Source organism: Xanthomonas sp. F1 (assembly GCF_014199855.1).
Window position 1 is genome coordinate 41,008 of record NZ_JACHOK010000008.1, and the last position, 16,071, is coordinate 57,078.

The following is a 16,071-nucleotide window of genomic DNA, read 5'->3' on the forward strand; positions in this document are numbered from 1 at the left end:
GTGTTGTTTCGGTGTGCCAACGTGCGCCAGCCCCTGACAAAAACACCGCTTCAAGCGCGGTACAGCGCACGCTGCGTTTTTGCCGTTCAACCAGCAGACGGGAACGGTTCAGACAACACGCAACGCTCAGTCGACGCGGTAGTCCCAGCGTCGCAGGAACGGCTGCAGCATCGGCAGTACCGGCGCGAAGGCGTCGCGGTAGGCGTGCCAGCGGTCCAGGGCCTTGCGGTTGATGCCCTCTACCACCTGCGCGTAGCTGGGCGTGCTGATGAAGCCTTTGGCCCGCGCGTGCCGCTGGAAGTCCAGCAGCCGCTCCGGCTGCTGCAACTGCAGGAACTGCCCCAGGCGCGCCACCTGCGCCTGCGGATCGGCCACCAGGTCCTCGTAGCGCAGCTCCAGCGCGCGCGGCTGCAGCAAGGCGGCGTGGTAGAGCCAGAAGTCCATCGCGTCGGCATAGCCGCGGGCCAGCCGCGGCAGACCGGAACACAGCAGGGCGAAGGCCGGCGAGCGGAACGCCTGCATGTAGCAGCTCAGCAGCACGTCGCAGGGGTGACGCAGCGCCAGGATCACCGGGGCCTCCGGGAACAGGCGCCGGATCAGCGGCAGGCGCAGCAGGTTCAACGGGTTCTTGTCGACCAGGCGCTGGCCCGGCTGCAGCTGCACCACCCCACGCACCGCCTGCCAGTACGCGGCACGCAGTTCGGCACAGGCGACATCGTCGAGCTCGCCCAGCCCGTCCGGCCAGGCCACACCGCGCGCTTCCAGGCGATCGGCCAGCCCCTGCAGGAACGGCCGCTCGTCCATCGCCACCAACTGCGGGTGGGCGTCGAGCATCTGCTCCAGCAAGGTGGTGCCCGAGCGCGGGAAGCCGATCACGAAGATCGGCGAGTCCGCCATGGTCGGCGCGGACACCGGCCGCGCCGCGGCATGGCGCCCCGGATCCCAACGGCATTGCGCCACCGGCAATGGCGGCGCGTCCGCCGCCGCCAGTTCCGGTACCAGCGCGGCCAGGCCCTCGACCTGGCCGGCATGGCCTTGCGCGCAGGCGTCCAGCGCTTCGTCATGCAGGCCCAGGCGGTCGCAGACGCGTGCCAGGGCGAAGAACAGGTTGCTCTGTTTGCGCCGGTCGACCGCACTGCCGTCGGCCAGCAGCCCGCGCAGCAACGCATGCGCCTGCTGCCAGTGGCCCTCGCGCATGGCCAGCACCGCCAGCGCATTGCTGGCGTCCTGGCGCACGTCCGGGTCGTCGATCCGTTCCGGAGACGGCAGCTGCGCGGCGGCCTCGCGTGCCTGCGGCAGGCGATTGGCGCGTTCGAGCACCAGCACCAGCCGCGACCAGGCACGCGCCGGCTGCGCCATCGCGCCCTCGGCGCAGGCGCGCAGCAGGTCGCACGCGACGTCGGTCTCGCCACCCTGCGACAACAGCCAGGCCAGTTCCACGGTGGTGTCCGGATCCAGCGGCGGCCACTGCCGCCAGTCGGCGATCAGCGCCTGCACGCGCTGGAAATCGCCGCATTCGTGGCAGGCCATCGCCGCGTGCACGCACAGCGGCGGCGCCTGCGGCGCCAGCGCGTGGGCATCGAGCAGGTGTTCGCGGGCCGTGGCGTAATCGCCGGCGTCCATCGCCAGCAGGCCCAGGTTGTGGTGCGGCAGCGGATCGTCCGGTGCCAGCGCGCGGGCGCGCAGATAGGCCTCGGCGGCCGGGCCGGGCTCGCCGGCTTCGCGCAGCGCCGTGCCCAGGTTGTTCCAGTGCGCCACCTCGTGCGGCTCGCGCTCGGCCAGCGCGCGGTACACCGCGGCGGCCGGCGCCGGCTGGCCCTGCATCTGCAGGCTCATCGCCAGCAGGCTGCTGGCCAGGACATCGTCGGGGTGCTGCCGCAGGTAGGCGCGGGCGCCGTGTTCGAGGGTCTGCGCCTGGCCGGCCTCCAGCGCCGCCAGCAGGTCCGGGAGCGAGGGCATCGCGGGGGTGTCCAGGGAGGTCATGCGCAGGCGGATCGTGGGTGGTCCTCCACCTTAGCCGCCCGCCCGCGCCGTGCGCCACGCCGGCCGCGCCGCGGCTTGTCACACGGCACATACATTGCCGTTACAAAGACCGGCGGCGTTCCTAGATCGGATCGTGGTAAGCGGTGAGGAAGGCGCGCAGCGAGGCCGGCTTGACCGGCTTGGTCAGCAGCCGGTAGCCGCGCTCGCGGGCCTGCAGCTTCAGTTCGTCGCGGCCGTCGGCGGTGAGCAACGCGCCGGCCACCGGCCCGGGCATCGCCGCGCGCAGCGCGTCCAGGGTCTCCAGGCCGTCGAGCCGGTCGTGCAGGTGGTAATCGACCAGCATCACGTGCGGCGCGCACGCGGCCTGGGCCAGCGCCTCGTCGACGGTACTGGCGCAGATCACCTCCACCTGCCAGCGGCCGAGCAGCGCGCGCATGCCGTCGAGGATTTCCTGATCGTTGTCCACGCACAGCACGCGCAGCCCGGCCAGCGAGTCGGCCGCGGCCGCTGCGCGTGGCGCGCGTTGCAGCGCCTGCGGCGGTGGCGCCGCCCGCGGCACGGTGATGGAGAACATGCTGCCGTGGCCGACGCGGCTGCGCGCATCCAGGTCGTGGCCGAGCAGGCGCGAGATGCGTTGGCAGATCGACAGGCCCAGGCCCAGCCCCTGCTCGCCCCAGTCGAACGGCTGCTGGTAGCGCTGGAACTCGTCGAAGATCTGCTGCATGTGGTGCGGCGGGATGCCGGGGCCGGTGTCCCAGACCTGCAGTTCCAGCGCCGCGACGCGGCGGCGCATGCCCAGCACGATGTGGCCCTGGCGGGTGTAGCGCAGCGCGTTGGCGAGGAAGTTCTGCAACACCCGGCGCAGCAGCCGGCGATCGCTGCGCACCCACAGCGGCCGCGCGTACACGTGCAGGCGCAGGCCGCGGCCGGCGGCGATCGGGCTGTACTGCGCGGCCAGTTCGCGCAGCAGCAGGCCGGCATCCACATCCTCGATGGTCGGGCGCAGCCCGCCGGCGTCCAGCCGCGACACGTCGAGCAGGCCGTCGAGCAGTTCCTCGGCCGCGCGCAACGAGGCATCCACGCGCTCGGCCAGATGCCGCTGCTCCTCGTTCTGGTGGGCATCGCGCAAGGCCGAGGCGAACAGCCGCGCGGCGTTGAGCGGCTGCAGCACGTCGTGGCTGATCGCGGCCAGGAAGCGGGTCTTGGACTGCTGCGCCAGCTCGGCCTCGCGCGAGCGCTCGGCCACGCGCTGCTCCAGGGTCTCGTTGGCCTCGAGCAGCGCCTGCTCGGCGCGCTTGTAGTCGGTGATGTCGTTGTAGCTAGTGACATAGCCGCCGCCGGGCAGCGGCTGGCCGCGCATCTCGATCACCTTGCCGTCGCTGCGGGTGCGTTCGAACACGTGCGGGGTGCCGGCGCGCATGTGCGCGATGCGGCGGGCGATCTGGTCCTCCACCTCGCCGCCGCCGAGTTCGCCGCGCTCGGCGTTGTAGCGGATCAGGTCGGCGACCGGCCGGCCGACGTAGAGCATGCCGTCGGGATAGCCGAACATCTGCTGGTAGCGGCGGTTCCATGCGGTCAGGCGCATCGCCGGATCGACCACGCTGACCCCGGCACTGATGTTCTCCAATGTGGTCGACAGGATCTCGCGGTTGAAGCGCAGCTCCTGCCCGGCTTCGTCGAGCACCGCCACCACCTCGCCCAGGTCCATGCCCGAGCCACGCAGCAGGCTGGTCAGCACCAGACGCGCGGAGGCCGCACCGATCGAGGCGGCGAGCAGACGCTCGGTGAACTGCACCCAGACCCGGTCGGCCACGGCATTGGGTTGCGGCTCGCGGCCGAGCAGTTGCGCCTGCTCGGCGAACGCGCGGCGGGCATGACGCTCCCCGACCATGCGCTCGGCCAGTGCCTGCAGATCGACCACGCGCACCTGCCCGAGCCAGTCGCCGGCCACCGCCGGGCGCTGCGAGTACGGCTCCAGGAACGGCGCCGCGCGCAGGCGCTCGTCCAGGCCCGGGCGCCAGCGTGCCGACACCAGCATCATGGTGCCGACGTTGACCAGCAGCGACCAGAACGTGCCGTGCGCCAGCGGGTCCCAGCCGCTCATGCCGAACAGCTGCTGCGGGCGCAGCCAGGAGATGCCGAACGGCCCGTCCAGCAGCCACGCCGGCGCCAGCCAGCCGGCCTGGGTCAGCGCCGGCAGCAGCAGCGTGTAGATCCAGGTGGCGAAGCCCAGCACCATGCCGGTCTCCACGCCCTTGCGGCTGGCGCCGCGCCAGTACAGGCCGCCGATCACCCCCGGCGCGAACTGCGCCACCGCGGCGAAGGCCATCAGCCCGTACGAGGCCAGCGTCGTGTCGTTGCTGCTGCTGCGGTAATAGCCGTAGGCGATCAGGGCCAGCAGCAGGATCGCCAGGCGGCGGATCCACAGCACCTTCGAGGCCACGTCGGCGCCGGCAGCCTGGTGCCCGCGGCGGCGCAGCAGCACCGGCATCACCAGGTCGTTGCTGATCATCGTCGCCAGCGCGATGCTGGAGACGATGACCATGCCGGTGGCGGCGGAGAACCCGCCCACGTAGGCGACCAGCGCCAGCGCGGTGCGGCTTTCGGCCAGCGGCAGCGCCAGCACGATGCTGTCGTCGGCCACGTCGCCGCCGCCGAACAGGGCGATGCCCGCCGCGGCGATCGGCACCACCATCGCCGAGATCAGCACCAGGTACAGGCCGAACAGCCAGCGCGCCTTGCGGATGTCGCCGACGTCGCTGCACTCCACCACCGCCACGTGGAACTGCCGCGGCAGGCACACCAGCGCCAGGAAGCTGAGCAGGGTCTGCGAGATGAAGCCCACCGGCGGGGTGTTCTGGAACAGCGTGCGCGTGGACTGCAGTACTTGTCCGCCGTCGCGCGCGGACAGCCACACATAGGCGAACACGCCCACCGCCACCATCGCCAGCAGCTTCACCACCGACTCCAGCGCGATCGCCAGCATCATGCCGTGGTGGTGTTCGGTGGCATCGACCTGGCGGGTGCCGAACAGGGTGGCGAACAGCGCCATCCCCAAGGCCACGTACAGCGCCGGATCGGCATAGAACGGCGCACCGGCGCTGGACTGGCCGCTGAGCACCTGCAGGCTCATCGCCACCGCCTTGTACTGCAGCGCCAGGTACGGCACCACGCCGACCAGGGCGATCACCGCCACCAGCGCCGCCAGGCGCCGCGAACGGCCGTAGCGCGAGGAGATGAAGTCGGCGATGGACACGGTGTTCTCGCTGCGTGCGATCAGCGCCAGGCGCTCGACGATGCGCCAGCCGAACAACAGCATCAGCAGCGGGCCCAGGTAGATCGGCAGGTAGCCGGCGCCATTGCGCACCGCGCTGCCGACCGCGCCGTAGAACGTCCACGACGAGCAGTACACGGCTAGCGCCAGGCTGTACACCGCCGGCCGCAGCCACGGCCGCTCCGGATACAGCGGTCGGCGGTCGCCCCACCACGCCACCGCGAACAGCAGCGCCGCATAGCCGACCGACACCAGCAGCAGGATCCAACTGGAAACCAAAGGCGAGCCCCCACGACGATGCGTGCAGTCTAGAGCGTGCGTGTTGCTTAGGCGTAGTTGCGTGGCCCCTTTCTCTGGAAACACCGGCCGGCGATCCAATGCGCGACAGCCTGCTTCAACCACACCCAACGCGTGCCCGTGTTAAAGCCGGTGCAACCGCGTCAAGCGAAGCACCCCTGCCCTGTAGCCACCTCGTGTCGGGGCTGAAGCCCCTCCCACAACGAGCGTGCGCACCTGGTGGGAGGGGCTTCAGCCCCGACGCGCGACGCCATCACGGCCCACTTCCACCAGCCCCATCGCAACTTGCGCGATGCCAGCCTGTCCACCGACGCACCGCCCGCGTCGTTAGGCACTCCGGTCGCATCGGGCCGCCCACTTCGCCATCCACCCACCGCAGCGCGCCCGACGCTCAGGATAAGATGCGCGCGGTGACCACCTGTGCCCGCCCCTGCTGATGTCCGGCGTCCCGGCCGCCTTGCCGGCGCCCCCGCTGTCGCTGCAACAGCAGACGCAGCGCCTGCAAGCGCAGGTGCAACAGGCGCAGGCGCGCCAGGCGCAGGCCGAGGCGGAGGTGGAACGGCATCTGCCGGCGGTGGAGCAGGCGGTGGCGGCAATCCGGCACCGCTTCACCGTGCACGCCAGAGGTGCGGCACGGGCGGCGGTGCGGCGCGAGCGTCGCCGCGCCTGGGGGCCGGCATTGCTGCTGCGGCCGCTGCTGCCGGACTGGCGCTGGCGCGCGGCATTGATCGGCATGCTGGTGCTGATCCTGCCATGGGCGAGCGCGCACTGGCTGGGCGAGACGCGCGGCTTCCTCGACTGGTGGCGCCAGCTCGGCCTGCACGGCGATGGCGGTCTGCTGCTGCAAAGCCTGCTGCCCTCGCTGCTGGCGTACGGGCTGCTGGTCGTCGCCGGCGCGCAGTTGCTGGCCTGGCACCACAGCCAGGCCGAGCGGCGCGCGCTGCAGACGTTCGCACGCATGCCGCTGGCGCTGGTGCAGGTGGCCGACGCCGCGCAGCGCGATGCAGGGTCGACGTATCCAGTGACCCGCGCGCCGTGGCCGCAGCGCACACTGCACGGCCGTTGGACGGTGCCGGTCACGCATGGCGATCTGTCCGGTGCGCGACTGCTGGCCTTGCACGACGGGACCGAGGACCCACGCCTGCAGGCACTGATCGTGCTGCCCGACGCCCGCCATGCAACGGCCCTGATCCTCCTCGACGCCGACCTGGCTGCCAACGCTCCGCCGTCGCTGCAACCGCTGGCGCTGGCACTGGCCGAGGACGCTGCCGCCGATGCCGCGCCGATCGCCGCGCTGCACGACCACGTGCAGGCCTGGGAGGCCGCGCGCAGCCAGCAACGCGCGCTGCAGCAGCGGCTGCAGAGCCTGGATGCGGTGCAGCGGCACTGGGCCGACATCGCCCTGCCCGACGCCACACTCGACCAGATCCTGAAACTGGTGGACCTGTTCGTGTCCGGACGCCAGCCGGCGCCGAAAGGCATGCTCCTGCACGGGCCACCGGGCACCGGCAAGACCCTGATCGCGCGCAAGCTGGCGCGCCATGCCGGCTGCCATTTCGAGGCGCTGGGCGTGGCCGATCTGAAGGCAGCGCACGTCGGCCACACCGGCCCCAAGGTCCAGGCGATCTGGCAGCGCTGCCGCGAGCACGCACCGGCGATCCTGTTCATCGACGAATGCGAAAGCGTGTTCACGCGCCGCGGCAGCGCCGACAGCGACAGCTTCGGTGCCGAACTGGTGCAGACCTTTCTCACCGAATGGGACGGCTTCCATGCCGCGCATGGCCAGGTACTGGTGATCGGCGCGACCAACCGCCCGGCGCTGCTGGACGACGCGATCCTGTCGCGCTTCACCGCCAGCATCGCTATCGGCCTGCCCGACGCCGCGGCGCGCGCGCGCATCCTCGGCGCCGAACTGCGGCGGGCCGGTTTCGCACTGGAGCCGGGCACGCAGGTGATCGCCGACAGCAGCGGCCTCTCGGGCCGCGACCTGCACACGCTAGTGGCGCGGGTGGCTGCCGAGTGCGTCGACGGCACGCTGGACAACGCCACCCTGCACGCGCAACTGCGCGCGCTGCGCGGCAAAGGCTCCACCGCCGTCGCCACGCTCGGCTGGGACGACATTGTGCTGCCGGCCGCCACCATCGAGGAGTTCGTCGGCCTGGGCAAGGAACTGCGCAATGCCGAGACCCTGGCCACGCTCGGCGTGCCGGTGCCGCGCGGCATCCTGATGGTCGGCCCGCCGGGCACCGGCAAGACCCAGGTCGCGCGGATCCTCGCCAGCCAGTCCGGCCTGGCCTTCATCGCCCTGAGCAGCGCCGACCTCAAGGCCGGCTACCTCGGCCAATCCGGCCAGCGCGTGCAGGCGGCGTTCGAGCGCGCGCGGGCGCAGGCGCCATGCATCGTGTTCGTCGACGAACTGGACATCGTCGCGCCGGCGCGCGGTGCCGACGGCGACGACGCCTTCACCCGCGAGATCGTCGGCCAGCTGCTGCAGGAACTGGACGGCGTCGCCAGCCATGCGGGCCAGGTGTTCCTGCTGGCGGCCAGCAACCATGCCACCGCGATCGATCCGGCATTGCTGTCGCGGCTGGACCGGCAAATCGTCATCGCCCTGCCCGACCACGACGCCCGTATCGCCATCGTCGCGCGCCTGCTGCGCGGCAAACCGCTGGACCTCGACGCGGACGCCGCGGCGGCCTGGGTCGCCGACCGCAGCGAAGGCCACTCCGGTCGCGACCTGCACAACTGGATCAGCCGCGCCATGCGCCGCGCCGTCCGCCGCACCTTGCAGCACAGCGACGATGCGTCCGGCACGCGGCTGCAGTGGGACGATCTGGTCGAGACGGCGAACGCGACGACGTAGACGCCGAGCCGGAAGATGCAGGCATGCGGTGCGTCACCAAAAACGCTGGCCGGAGGCCCTGTGGGAGGGGCTTCAGCCCCGACGCCGGGATCCAGACACAGGCCTCAGGCGCCACGGCGCGCACACCAACAGCAGATGCCAGGGTTATTAGCACAGGACCTGGTTAGAGAAGTGCTGCACGTCCACACAACGCCCACGCTGGCATCATGTCTGGGACCCCATGGGAACGCAGCACGTGACCCACGCCACCTCATCCCCGCCGCCACACGCCGAAGCCATCGTCGTGATGGGTGTGTCCGGCAGCGGCAAGACCAGCGTCGCCCAGGCGCTGGCGGCGCACTACAGACTGACCTTCCTGGACGCCGACGACTTCCACAGCGCTGCCGCCAAGGCGCAGATGGCGCACGGCATTCCGCTCAGCGACGCGCAACGCGCGCCCTGGGTGGCGACCCTGGCGCAGCGCCTGCGCGCGTCGGTCGATGCCGGGCAGAGTGTCGTGCTGGCCTTCTCCGGCCTGCGCAAGGCACACCGGCAACAATTGCGCGAGACAGGCGTGCCGATGCGTTTCGTGTTCCTGCATGCGGCCGCGCATGTGATCGCTGAACGCTTGGCTGCGCGCCATGGCCACTTCATGCCATCGGCGCTGCTGCAGAGCCAGATCGACACGCTGGAACTACCGCTGGACGAAGCAGACGTGATTTCGGTAGACGTCGACGCGCCATTCGCCACGGTGGTGGCCGATACCATCGCGCGCCTGGATGCTACCGTCGCGATCGCATAGCCTGCAGCTCGCAGGTGCCGCTTCAGCGAATCTTCCGGCAACTGTCGCGATGGTGACGCAGGATCGGACGTACCAGACGGCGCCACCATGCCACCGCGCGTGACCAGGGTGATCCCGACACCGCAGCGTCGGGATCACCCACATGGCCCGGATCCAATTCAGCGATGCGGCGCATGTTCCGCGTGCCGCACCGGTTCGTGGCGATTGGTGAACAACGGCACCAGTTGCCACAACGCCGAGAGGCCGACCAGCGCATAGACCACACGCGCCAACGGTGCGTCCTGGCCGCCGAACAACGCCGCGACCAAGTCGAACTGGAACAGGCCGACCAGGCCCCAGTTGAGTCCACCGACGATCAGCAGGACAAGTGTGACGATGTTGAGCACTTTCATGGCGGCATCTCGACGTGGGGAAGAGATTGCAGCCTGCGCTGCGCGGCATTCCCGTGATGCGAGTGCGATGTATGCGGGGCATGAACGTGTGCGATGTGCAGATATTTGTGTTGTCAGGACTCTCTTGCGAAACCCGTTGTCGCCGCCGGCCACACTGCTTTGTCTCGTCTTGAGCTGACATTGAGCAGAGTTGATACACCTGGATGCGGCTCTTGTCCTCCTACGTGCAAAGTTTTGCCTAAGGCAAAATCACCGCCTCCTGACGCAACCTCGCGTCGGGACTGAAGTCCCTCCTACAATGATCATGCTCGCTGCCGGTGATGCTGTGCTTCGGACGCCAAGCCGCTTTACTGTGCACTCCAGTGCTGACAGGATCGGCCACCCCACAGTTTCCGCGCTTTAAGGCAGTGTGGAGAGAGACTCGTTTTTTTCGTGAGTGCTCCCTCCCGCCTACGAACCCCAACTGCCTCTTTCGTAGGAGCGGCTTCAGCCGCGATGAACGAAGAGTAGGCGGCTGAGAGACGCTCCCGTGTCCGAGCCGAAGTGCCCCCTGATATCGCCTGCTCTGGCACTGCTCTGCAATGCCTCTGGTGATGACGGCGGGCAAAGCACTGGTCGTTTCGCAGCTCGCGGAGCGACGATGCATGCAAGCACCTGCTTAGCCGCGCCGCCTCACCCGCCCCACCACGAAACGCGATACGTTCGGTTCCTCCGGCACATGCCAGCGCCACGGCGCATCCATCGCCTTGCTGATGCCGATTCGCGTGGTGACGACAGGCGCAACGGGCGGTGGCATCCCGTCCTGCCCCAGCCACAAGCGCGACTGTCGCGTGGTCAGATCCAGCCCATTGTCCGCGCCCGACACTCCCAGCGCCTTGGCCAGGCGCCCCGGCCCACGGGTGAGATCGGCGGCGCGCACCGCGCCGCGTGCCAGCTGCATCGCCTCGATCCCGGCCACCGGCGCCAGGGCGCGGATCAGCACCGCATGCCCTGGCGCACCGCCGCACACCGCATTGAGCGCCCAGTGCATGCCGTAGATGAAGTACACATACAGATGCCCGGGCGGGCCGAACATCACCCGCGTACGCGGGGTCATGCCGCGGAACGAGTGCGCCGCCGGATCCTCCGCACCGCAGTAGGCCTCCACCTCGACGATACGCCCGCAACGACCATCGGCGGCGATGAGCAGCTTGTTCAACAATTCCGGCGCAACCACACGGGCATCGCGCGCATAGAACGCACGCGGCAACGGCTTGGCGACAAGCAGATCCATCGGGTCAGTGTAAGCCCTGCAGCGAGGTCGCGTAGTGAGCCGCGACAGGTGCGCTTCCGGACGCATGGATGCATCAAATGCGTCAGCCTTCCAACGGCACAATGCATGCTGCCAGTTGTGGGAGGGACTTCATTCCCGACGCATGGAATGTCAGCGGTCGGAATCGTCTTCTTGGTCCCCAACAGTGTCGCGCCTCGCGGTGAGCGGCGACGGCTTCCCTTTCGGAAGCGTCTTCACGGCAGGTACGCTTGGCCGATACCGCCCGCATCGCGTGCTGTTTGTGGGAGGGACTTCAGTCCCGACGCATGGAGGTGTCCAGGGTCGCGATCGTCTTCCTGCTCGCCGATGGCCCAGTAGGTCGCGGTGAGCTGCGAAGGTCTTAGGAGGCTAGCAGCAGGCCGCAGGGATCCGTTCGGCCGCTGCGACGGCGCCGGACGCACACCAGCACCATGCCGCCGCCGCACAAGCGCACAGGGCACATCACATGCCCTACCCCATTCTGCTCGAAGCAACGCCAAACGACGCCCGCATGTCCAACCTGCCCCACTTACTCCTGCGGAACGTTCAACTCCTTCAGCAATTGCGGTGCCGGATACACCTTGGCCATCAACCAACGCAAATAGCGCATGTCCACATGGATCGCGCGCTTGTAGCGCGGGTCGTACCACCAACTGGCACTGACCGCTTCCCAGTTGCTGTCGAAGTTCAACCCGATCAACTCGCCGCGCGCATCGAGCACCGGCGAGCCGGAGTTGCCACCGGTGGTGTCCAGGTTGGTCAGGAAGTTCACCGGCTGCGTCTTCGACTGCGGATCGACCGTGCTGCCGAAGTCGCCCTTGGCGATCGCCGTCAGCAGCGGCTTGGGCGCATCGAACGGTTCCTTGCCGGTGTTCTTCTCGACGATGCCGGCGACCGTGGTCAGCGGCGCGAAGCTGACCGCATCGCGCGGCGCCAGCGGCTCGACGCGGCCATAGCTGATCCGCAGCGTGCTGTTGGCGTCCGGATACACCGCACGGCCCTGCTGCTTACGCCAGGCGAACAGCGCACGCATGTAGGCCGGGCGCAGCCGCAACTGCTCACCCTCGCGCGCCTTGCGCTCGTCGTCCAGCCGCAACTGCGCCGGCACCAGCGTGGCAGCCAGCGCCAGCAACGGATCGGCCGCAGGCACTCTGCCCTCGCGCGCGGCGGCGAAGCGCGACAGGCGCTCGGCCTCGGTGCCCAGCGCGGTGCCGGCGTAGGCCTTGTCCAGCGCCACCTGCAATTGCGCCGGGGTCCGCCCGAACGCCGCATCGAACTCCGGCACCCGCTGGGCATCCGGCAGTTGCTGGTAGCGGATCAGCAGCGTCGTCAGCAGCGCCTTCTCCACGGCCGGCGAATAGCGACGCTGCACCTGCTTGAGCATGCCTTCGATCAGCGCAAGATCGCGCTGCTGGTAGCCGCTCTCGCGGCGATCGTCCGGCTTGCCTGCCTCCAGCCGCAGCCGCTCCAGGGTCAGCGCCGAACGCAGCGCCTGGGTCTGCGTGGCGATCAACCCCAGCAGCAGGTCACGCTCGCGCAGCGCCGAGGCCTGGCCGAGCAGCTTCTGCAGCGCCGCGATGTCGCGCGCGTCGCTGCCATGCGTAGCCGCGAGCATGCCGCGCTCATCCTCCGCGCGCAGTCGCACCGCATCGCTGCGCTGCAGCCCTTCCAGTTCGCCGGCCGCCCGCTTGCGGTTGTTCTTCAGCGACTGCAGTTGCGAGGCATAGCGCGTGCGCGCCTCCGCATCGGCCTTGCCCGATGCTTCGATTACCTCGATCAACTGGTCCAGCACCTCTACCCGCTGTGGCAACGTCGCCTCCACCTGCTCGGCGAATTCGGCCGCCGTGCGATGCCTGTAGGTGATGCCGGGGTAGCCGGCCAGCATCGCGAAGTCGCCGGCCTTCGGCCCATCGGTGGCGATCTGCAGATGCGCCGGCGGCTGGTAGGGCACGTTGTCGGCGCTGTAGTCCGCCGGCTTGCCGTCCTTTCCCACGTAGGCGCGCAGCAAGGTGAAATCGCCGCTGTGCCGCGGCCACATGAAGTTGTCGATCTCGTCGCCATAGTTGCCGATCGCCCGCGGCGGCGCATACACCAGGCGCACGTCGCGCAGTTCCAGCTGGCGGATCCGATAGAAGTCCGTACCGTAGTACATGTTGGCAACGCTGCAGCGTACCCCAGCCTCGCGCTCGCAGTCGGCGACGATGCGCTTGCTCGCCGCATCCACCGCATCGTAGTAGGCCCGCCCGATCTTACCCTTGGCGGAGCCCAGCACCTGATCGGTGACCTTGTCGAAGCCCACCGTCACCAGCACCCGGAAATCCGGATTGGCCGCGCGCTCGTCGGCGCGATCCCGCGCAATGAACCCGTTCTCGATCAGGTTCTCCTTCGCCGAGGTGTTGTACTGGATCACCCCGTAGGCGACGTGGTGATTGGTCAACAGCAACCCGTTTCCGGACACGAACGCCCCGGTCCCGCCTCCAACCTTCACCACCGCACTCAACGGCGGCTGCGTCACCTCGGCCAGCGTTTGTGGATCGCCCTGGAAGCCCGCCTCATGCAGCGGCTTGGCCAGCTCCGGCATCTGTGAGGGCATCCACATGCCTTCGTCGGCGTGGGCAATGGCGGTGAGGGCGAGACTTAGGGTGAGGGAGACGGTGAGGTTAGTGGGCAGAGTCATAGAACAGTTCTGGAGCAAGTCAGGTCCTGACCTTAGCCTGCTCATACTGGAGCGGCAACCTGATCAAGCCATCGGAATCTTCAGCGAGTAGAAAGTTTGATTCCACACCACAGACGCTCTCGCATTCTTGCACTGCTTCGCCACTTACGTCCCAACCACTGTAAATTCTAATTCCTTATTTTTAAAAGCGAATTTTTGCAAGAATATTTGTCGCAAAAGTACAAGCGATCTTCAGCTAATTGCAGCGCTTCTCTCGCTAGAGTTGTGTCCCCTGCAAGATACTTAACTATTAAATGACATTCGTTATTACGATCAATAGAAAAATCCAAAACGTGAAAGATATCGTTTGATTCGGATTTTTCCATCGATTTACGTGATATTAGTGGATGCACGTCAGTCAGCGTTTCACAATTTTTGCTTTCCTGAATAATTACAACATTTTTCACATGACCTGGCACAGCCATTTTCCAAAATCTATAACCATTTGAATCCACCATGCTAAGCCTAGCGTCTGCCTGGATAATACATAGATAATTCAATTTGATCGAACAAGCAACCTTCGGAGCAGTGGATTTTATTTCGCCATCAATTGAAGCGGCCTTATTGGTCCCCGGCACAGTTTTCTGCGTACAGCCCCCCATTAAAAAAAGGCTTAAAATTAATAATTTATACACCCTCCCTCTTAGCGACACGAACTTTTCTCCATGGACGCGCAGTTAAACGTTCGATTCCCAGCGTTATTAGCGTTATTCATGATTTCGTCTCGAGTTTTCTGTGTTGCATTACCTCCGCCGTAGTCTCTCATGATCGCACGTGAAGTTCCCGGAACATCCGCAGTGAGAGTACGTCCATTTGCATCCACCCCCCCTTGATATTGATCACCGGCGCCCATGACATGCCCAAGTTCATGCCCTACAGTAATTTTTCCCACCGCGTCAGGAGCAACATTCACCTCTCTTCCATTGACACGATCCGTATTAGATCGATTATTTGAACCCGGCGCGTCACTTAGGGAATTATTAGTTTTAATTTTTGCTGCATCACGACCAGCTCCCGGAATGAACTTAACCATCATTCTTTTTCCATCTGATGTCGGACCATTAAACTTTGAAGCCTCACTTTCTATTTGCTCATTTGTGAATTGGCTTCGATTTTCATAAGTCTGCACGACTACCACGATGTTTCCTGGAAAATTGTAATATTCCGCTCTTCCATCCGGATCTTTAAATGTATACGGATTATTTGCTGCATACTTATATCGATTGAAAAATTTTATTGGATTGCTGTATGCAGCCATCGGATCAGTGCTGAGAAATAATCCGAGTTGAGGGTCATAATAACGCTGCTGCATATAGCTCATTGCAGTTGTAGCATCCATGATATGCCCACCATAACCTGGCCCATCTGTCGCTGGTCGATTTAGCAAACTACCATACGGCTCATACTCGCTACGCTCAACAACGTTGCGATCCTTGTCCGTCACCAACACAGGAGATCCCAACCCATCCGTATGGATATAGCGAATCGTCTGCGCCGAGGCGCCGAAGGCCACGAGCAATGAAAGGCCGGCTGCAGCCATCAGGCGCATTGCCGCACGAATCCCCTGGAAATTTGACATCACTCGTCCTTGCGAGTTGGAACCATCGATACGCGATGTAGAGTCGACTTTTCTCATGTAAGTCGGATCGACAACGCTTCCCCTAGCAACATTTTGGTGCAACGTACCCAACGAAACATACAGTGCAGACTCCGCCAGAGCAGGTTTACTTCAAGTAAACCTCGACGATAGCGCAATCCTTAGTCTGCACATCGATCTTTCGCTTATTAACCAACGCCGTCATGAATGTGGCAAGTAATGCCTTGCCGCCCGGCTGATCCTCCTGAAATTGCAGGACGGGATTTCCTGGTGCAGCGGCCTTGCACTCCGCAGGGATGGAGGATAGCCAGATGAAGTGGCTCGCATTGGCTTGATAGTTGCCCAGTTGTATGACCTCGACGTTCTGCATCCATTCGTTTGCCGATGCTTGCCAGCTCAAAAGAGCAAAAATTGCGAATACACTCCATTTAGCGCTCATAATTCGACTTCTCTCTTTTTACTGGATGGTTCTTTCCGAATATTGGGCTTACGTGTATACAAACTCACTCAACCATGTAGATAAACTTTCCCGTACACGACGTATCGTTGTCGTCCATGATCAAGGTCACGCGTTTCCCACTGACGAATGCCGACATCAACATCGCGTAGATCGCCTTGTTGTTCTCCTGATCCTTTGCCCAATAAACCGGCTTTCCGGCGGGGCACGTGGCGTTTCCCTCGCTCAAGAGAAAAGGGATCTGGTTAGGCATGTAGGTCGCTTCGATCTGCGTTACCTTGCCCGTGATGATCTGTAAGGCACTCGCCGAGTCGCTGTAAGACATCCAGAACAGCGCACATCCCAACATCAAGATCCAACGCATAAAAAATCCACCCTAGGAAATTAAAGATTTATGTTGCGGATGCCATCTGCCGGCAT

Annotated in this window: 11 protein-coding genes; 2 read left to right on the forward strand and 9 right to left on the reverse strand. The window is 65.8% G+C overall.

Annotation, left to right across the window (positions count from 1 at the left end):
* Positions 1-126: 126 nt before the first annotated feature.
* A complete protein-coding gene (locus GGR71_RS16275) occupies positions 127-1,983 on the reverse strand; it encodes a sulfotransferase (RefSeq protein ID WP_160960512.1) in 1,857 nt (618 codons plus the stop codon).
* A gap of 121 nt (positions 1,984-2,104) precedes the next feature.
* Entirely contained in the window at positions 2,105-5,536 is a 3,432-nt protein-coding gene (locus GGR71_RS16280) for a hybrid sensor histidine kinase/response regulator (protein WP_160960509.1), read from the reverse strand.
* Positions 5,537-5,990: 454 nt separating this feature from the next.
* Here GGR71_RS16280 and GGR71_RS16285 point away from each other — a divergent pair, with 454 nt between their 5' ends.
* On the forward strand, positions 5,991-8,417 hold the full coding sequence (locus GGR71_RS16285; RefSeq protein WP_160960507.1) for an AAA family ATPase: 2,427 nt from the start codon (positions 5,991-5,993) through the stop codon (positions 8,415-8,417).
* 220 nt (positions 8,418-8,637) lie between these two features.
* A complete protein-coding gene (locus GGR71_RS16290; protein WP_184452141.1) occupies positions 8,638-9,198 on the forward strand; it encodes a gluconokinase in 561 nt (186 codons plus the stop codon).
* A 158-nt stretch (positions 9,199-9,356) separates the two neighbouring features.
* Here GGR71_RS16290 and GGR71_RS16295 read toward each other — a convergent pair whose 3' ends face one another.
* The 7 genes from GGR71_RS16295 to GGR71_RS16325 form a co-directional block, all read right to left on the reverse strand.
* Entirely contained in the window at positions 9,357-9,590 is a 234-nt protein-coding gene (locus GGR71_RS16295) for a DUF378 domain-containing protein (RefSeq protein ID WP_160960504.1), read from the reverse strand.
* A gap of 658 nt (positions 9,591-10,248) precedes the next feature.
* A complete protein-coding gene (locus tag GGR71_RS16300) occupies positions 10,249-10,863 on the reverse strand; it encodes a DNA-3-methyladenine glycosylase (protein ID WP_160960501.1) in 615 nt (204 codons plus the stop codon).
* 547 nt (positions 10,864-11,410) lie between these two features.
* Positions 11,411-13,558 carry a S46 family peptidase gene (locus tag GGR71_RS16305; RefSeq protein ID WP_160960498.1) on the reverse strand — a complete coding sequence of 716 codons (2,148 nt, stop codon included), beginning with the start codon at positions 13,556-13,558 and terminating at the stop codon, positions 11,411-11,413.
* A gap of 167 nt (positions 13,559-13,725) precedes the next feature.
* Positions 13,726-14,250: a hypothetical protein gene (locus GGR71_RS16310; RefSeq protein WP_160960495.1), complete on the reverse strand. Its 525-nt coding sequence runs from the start codon at positions 14,248-14,250 to the stop codon at positions 13,726-13,728.
* Complete coding sequence (locus tag GGR71_RS16315) at positions 14,241-15,233, reverse strand: RHS repeat-associated core domain-containing protein (protein ID WP_160960492.1); 993 nt, start codon at positions 15,231-15,233, stop codon at positions 14,241-14,243. Before GGR71_RS16315 ends, GGR71_RS16310 begins: the two co-directional genes overlap by 10 nt.
* Before the next feature lie 88 nt (positions 15,234-15,321).
* Positions 15,322-15,633, reverse strand: a complete 312-nt coding sequence (locus GGR71_RS16320; RefSeq protein ID WP_160960489.1) for a hypothetical protein — start codon at positions 15,631-15,633, stop codon at positions 15,322-15,324.
* A gap of 64 nt (positions 15,634-15,697) precedes the next feature.
* The gene (locus tag GGR71_RS16325) at positions 15,698-16,015 is read right to left on the reverse strand and encodes a hypothetical protein (RefSeq protein WP_160960486.1); all 318 of its coding nucleotides are present in this window, start codon (positions 16,013-16,015) and stop codon (positions 15,698-15,700) included.
* Positions 16,016-16,071: the final 56 nt, after the last annotated feature.

Coding starts and splice junctions, on each gene's coding strand:
- GGR71_RS16275 (WP_160960512.1), bottom strand. CDS start 1,983: ATGACCTCCCTGGACACCCCCGCGATGCCCTCGCTCCCGGACCTGCTG.
- GGR71_RS16285 (WP_160960507.1), top strand. CDS start 5,991: ATGTCCGGCGTCCCGGCCGCCTTGCCGGCGCCCCCGCTGTCGCTGCAA.
- GGR71_RS16290 (WP_184452141.1), top strand. CDS start 8,638: ATGGGAACGCAGCACGTGACCCACGCCACCTCATCCCCGCCGCCACAC.
- GGR71_RS16295 (WP_160960504.1), bottom strand. CDS start 9,590: ATGAAAGTGCTCAACATCGTCACACTTGTCCTGCTGATCGTCGGTGGA.
- GGR71_RS16300 (WP_160960501.1), bottom strand. CDS start 10,863: ATGGATCTGCTTGTCGCCAAGCCGTTGCCGCGTGCGTTCTATGCGCGC.
- GGR71_RS16305 (WP_160960498.1), bottom strand. CDS start 13,558: ATGACTCTGCCCACTAACCTCACCGTCTCCCTCACCCTAAGTCTCGCC.
- GGR71_RS16315 (WP_160960492.1), bottom strand. CDS start 15,233: ATGAGAAAAGTCGACTCTACATCGCGTATCGATGGTTCCAACTCGCAA.
- GGR71_RS16320 (WP_160960489.1), bottom strand. CDS start 15,633: ATGAGCGCTAAATGGAGTGTATTCGCAATTTTTGCTCTTTTGAGCTGG.
- GGR71_RS16325 (WP_160960486.1), bottom strand. CDS start 16,015: ATGCGTTGGATCTTGATGTTGGGATGTGCGCTGTTCTGGATGTCTTAC.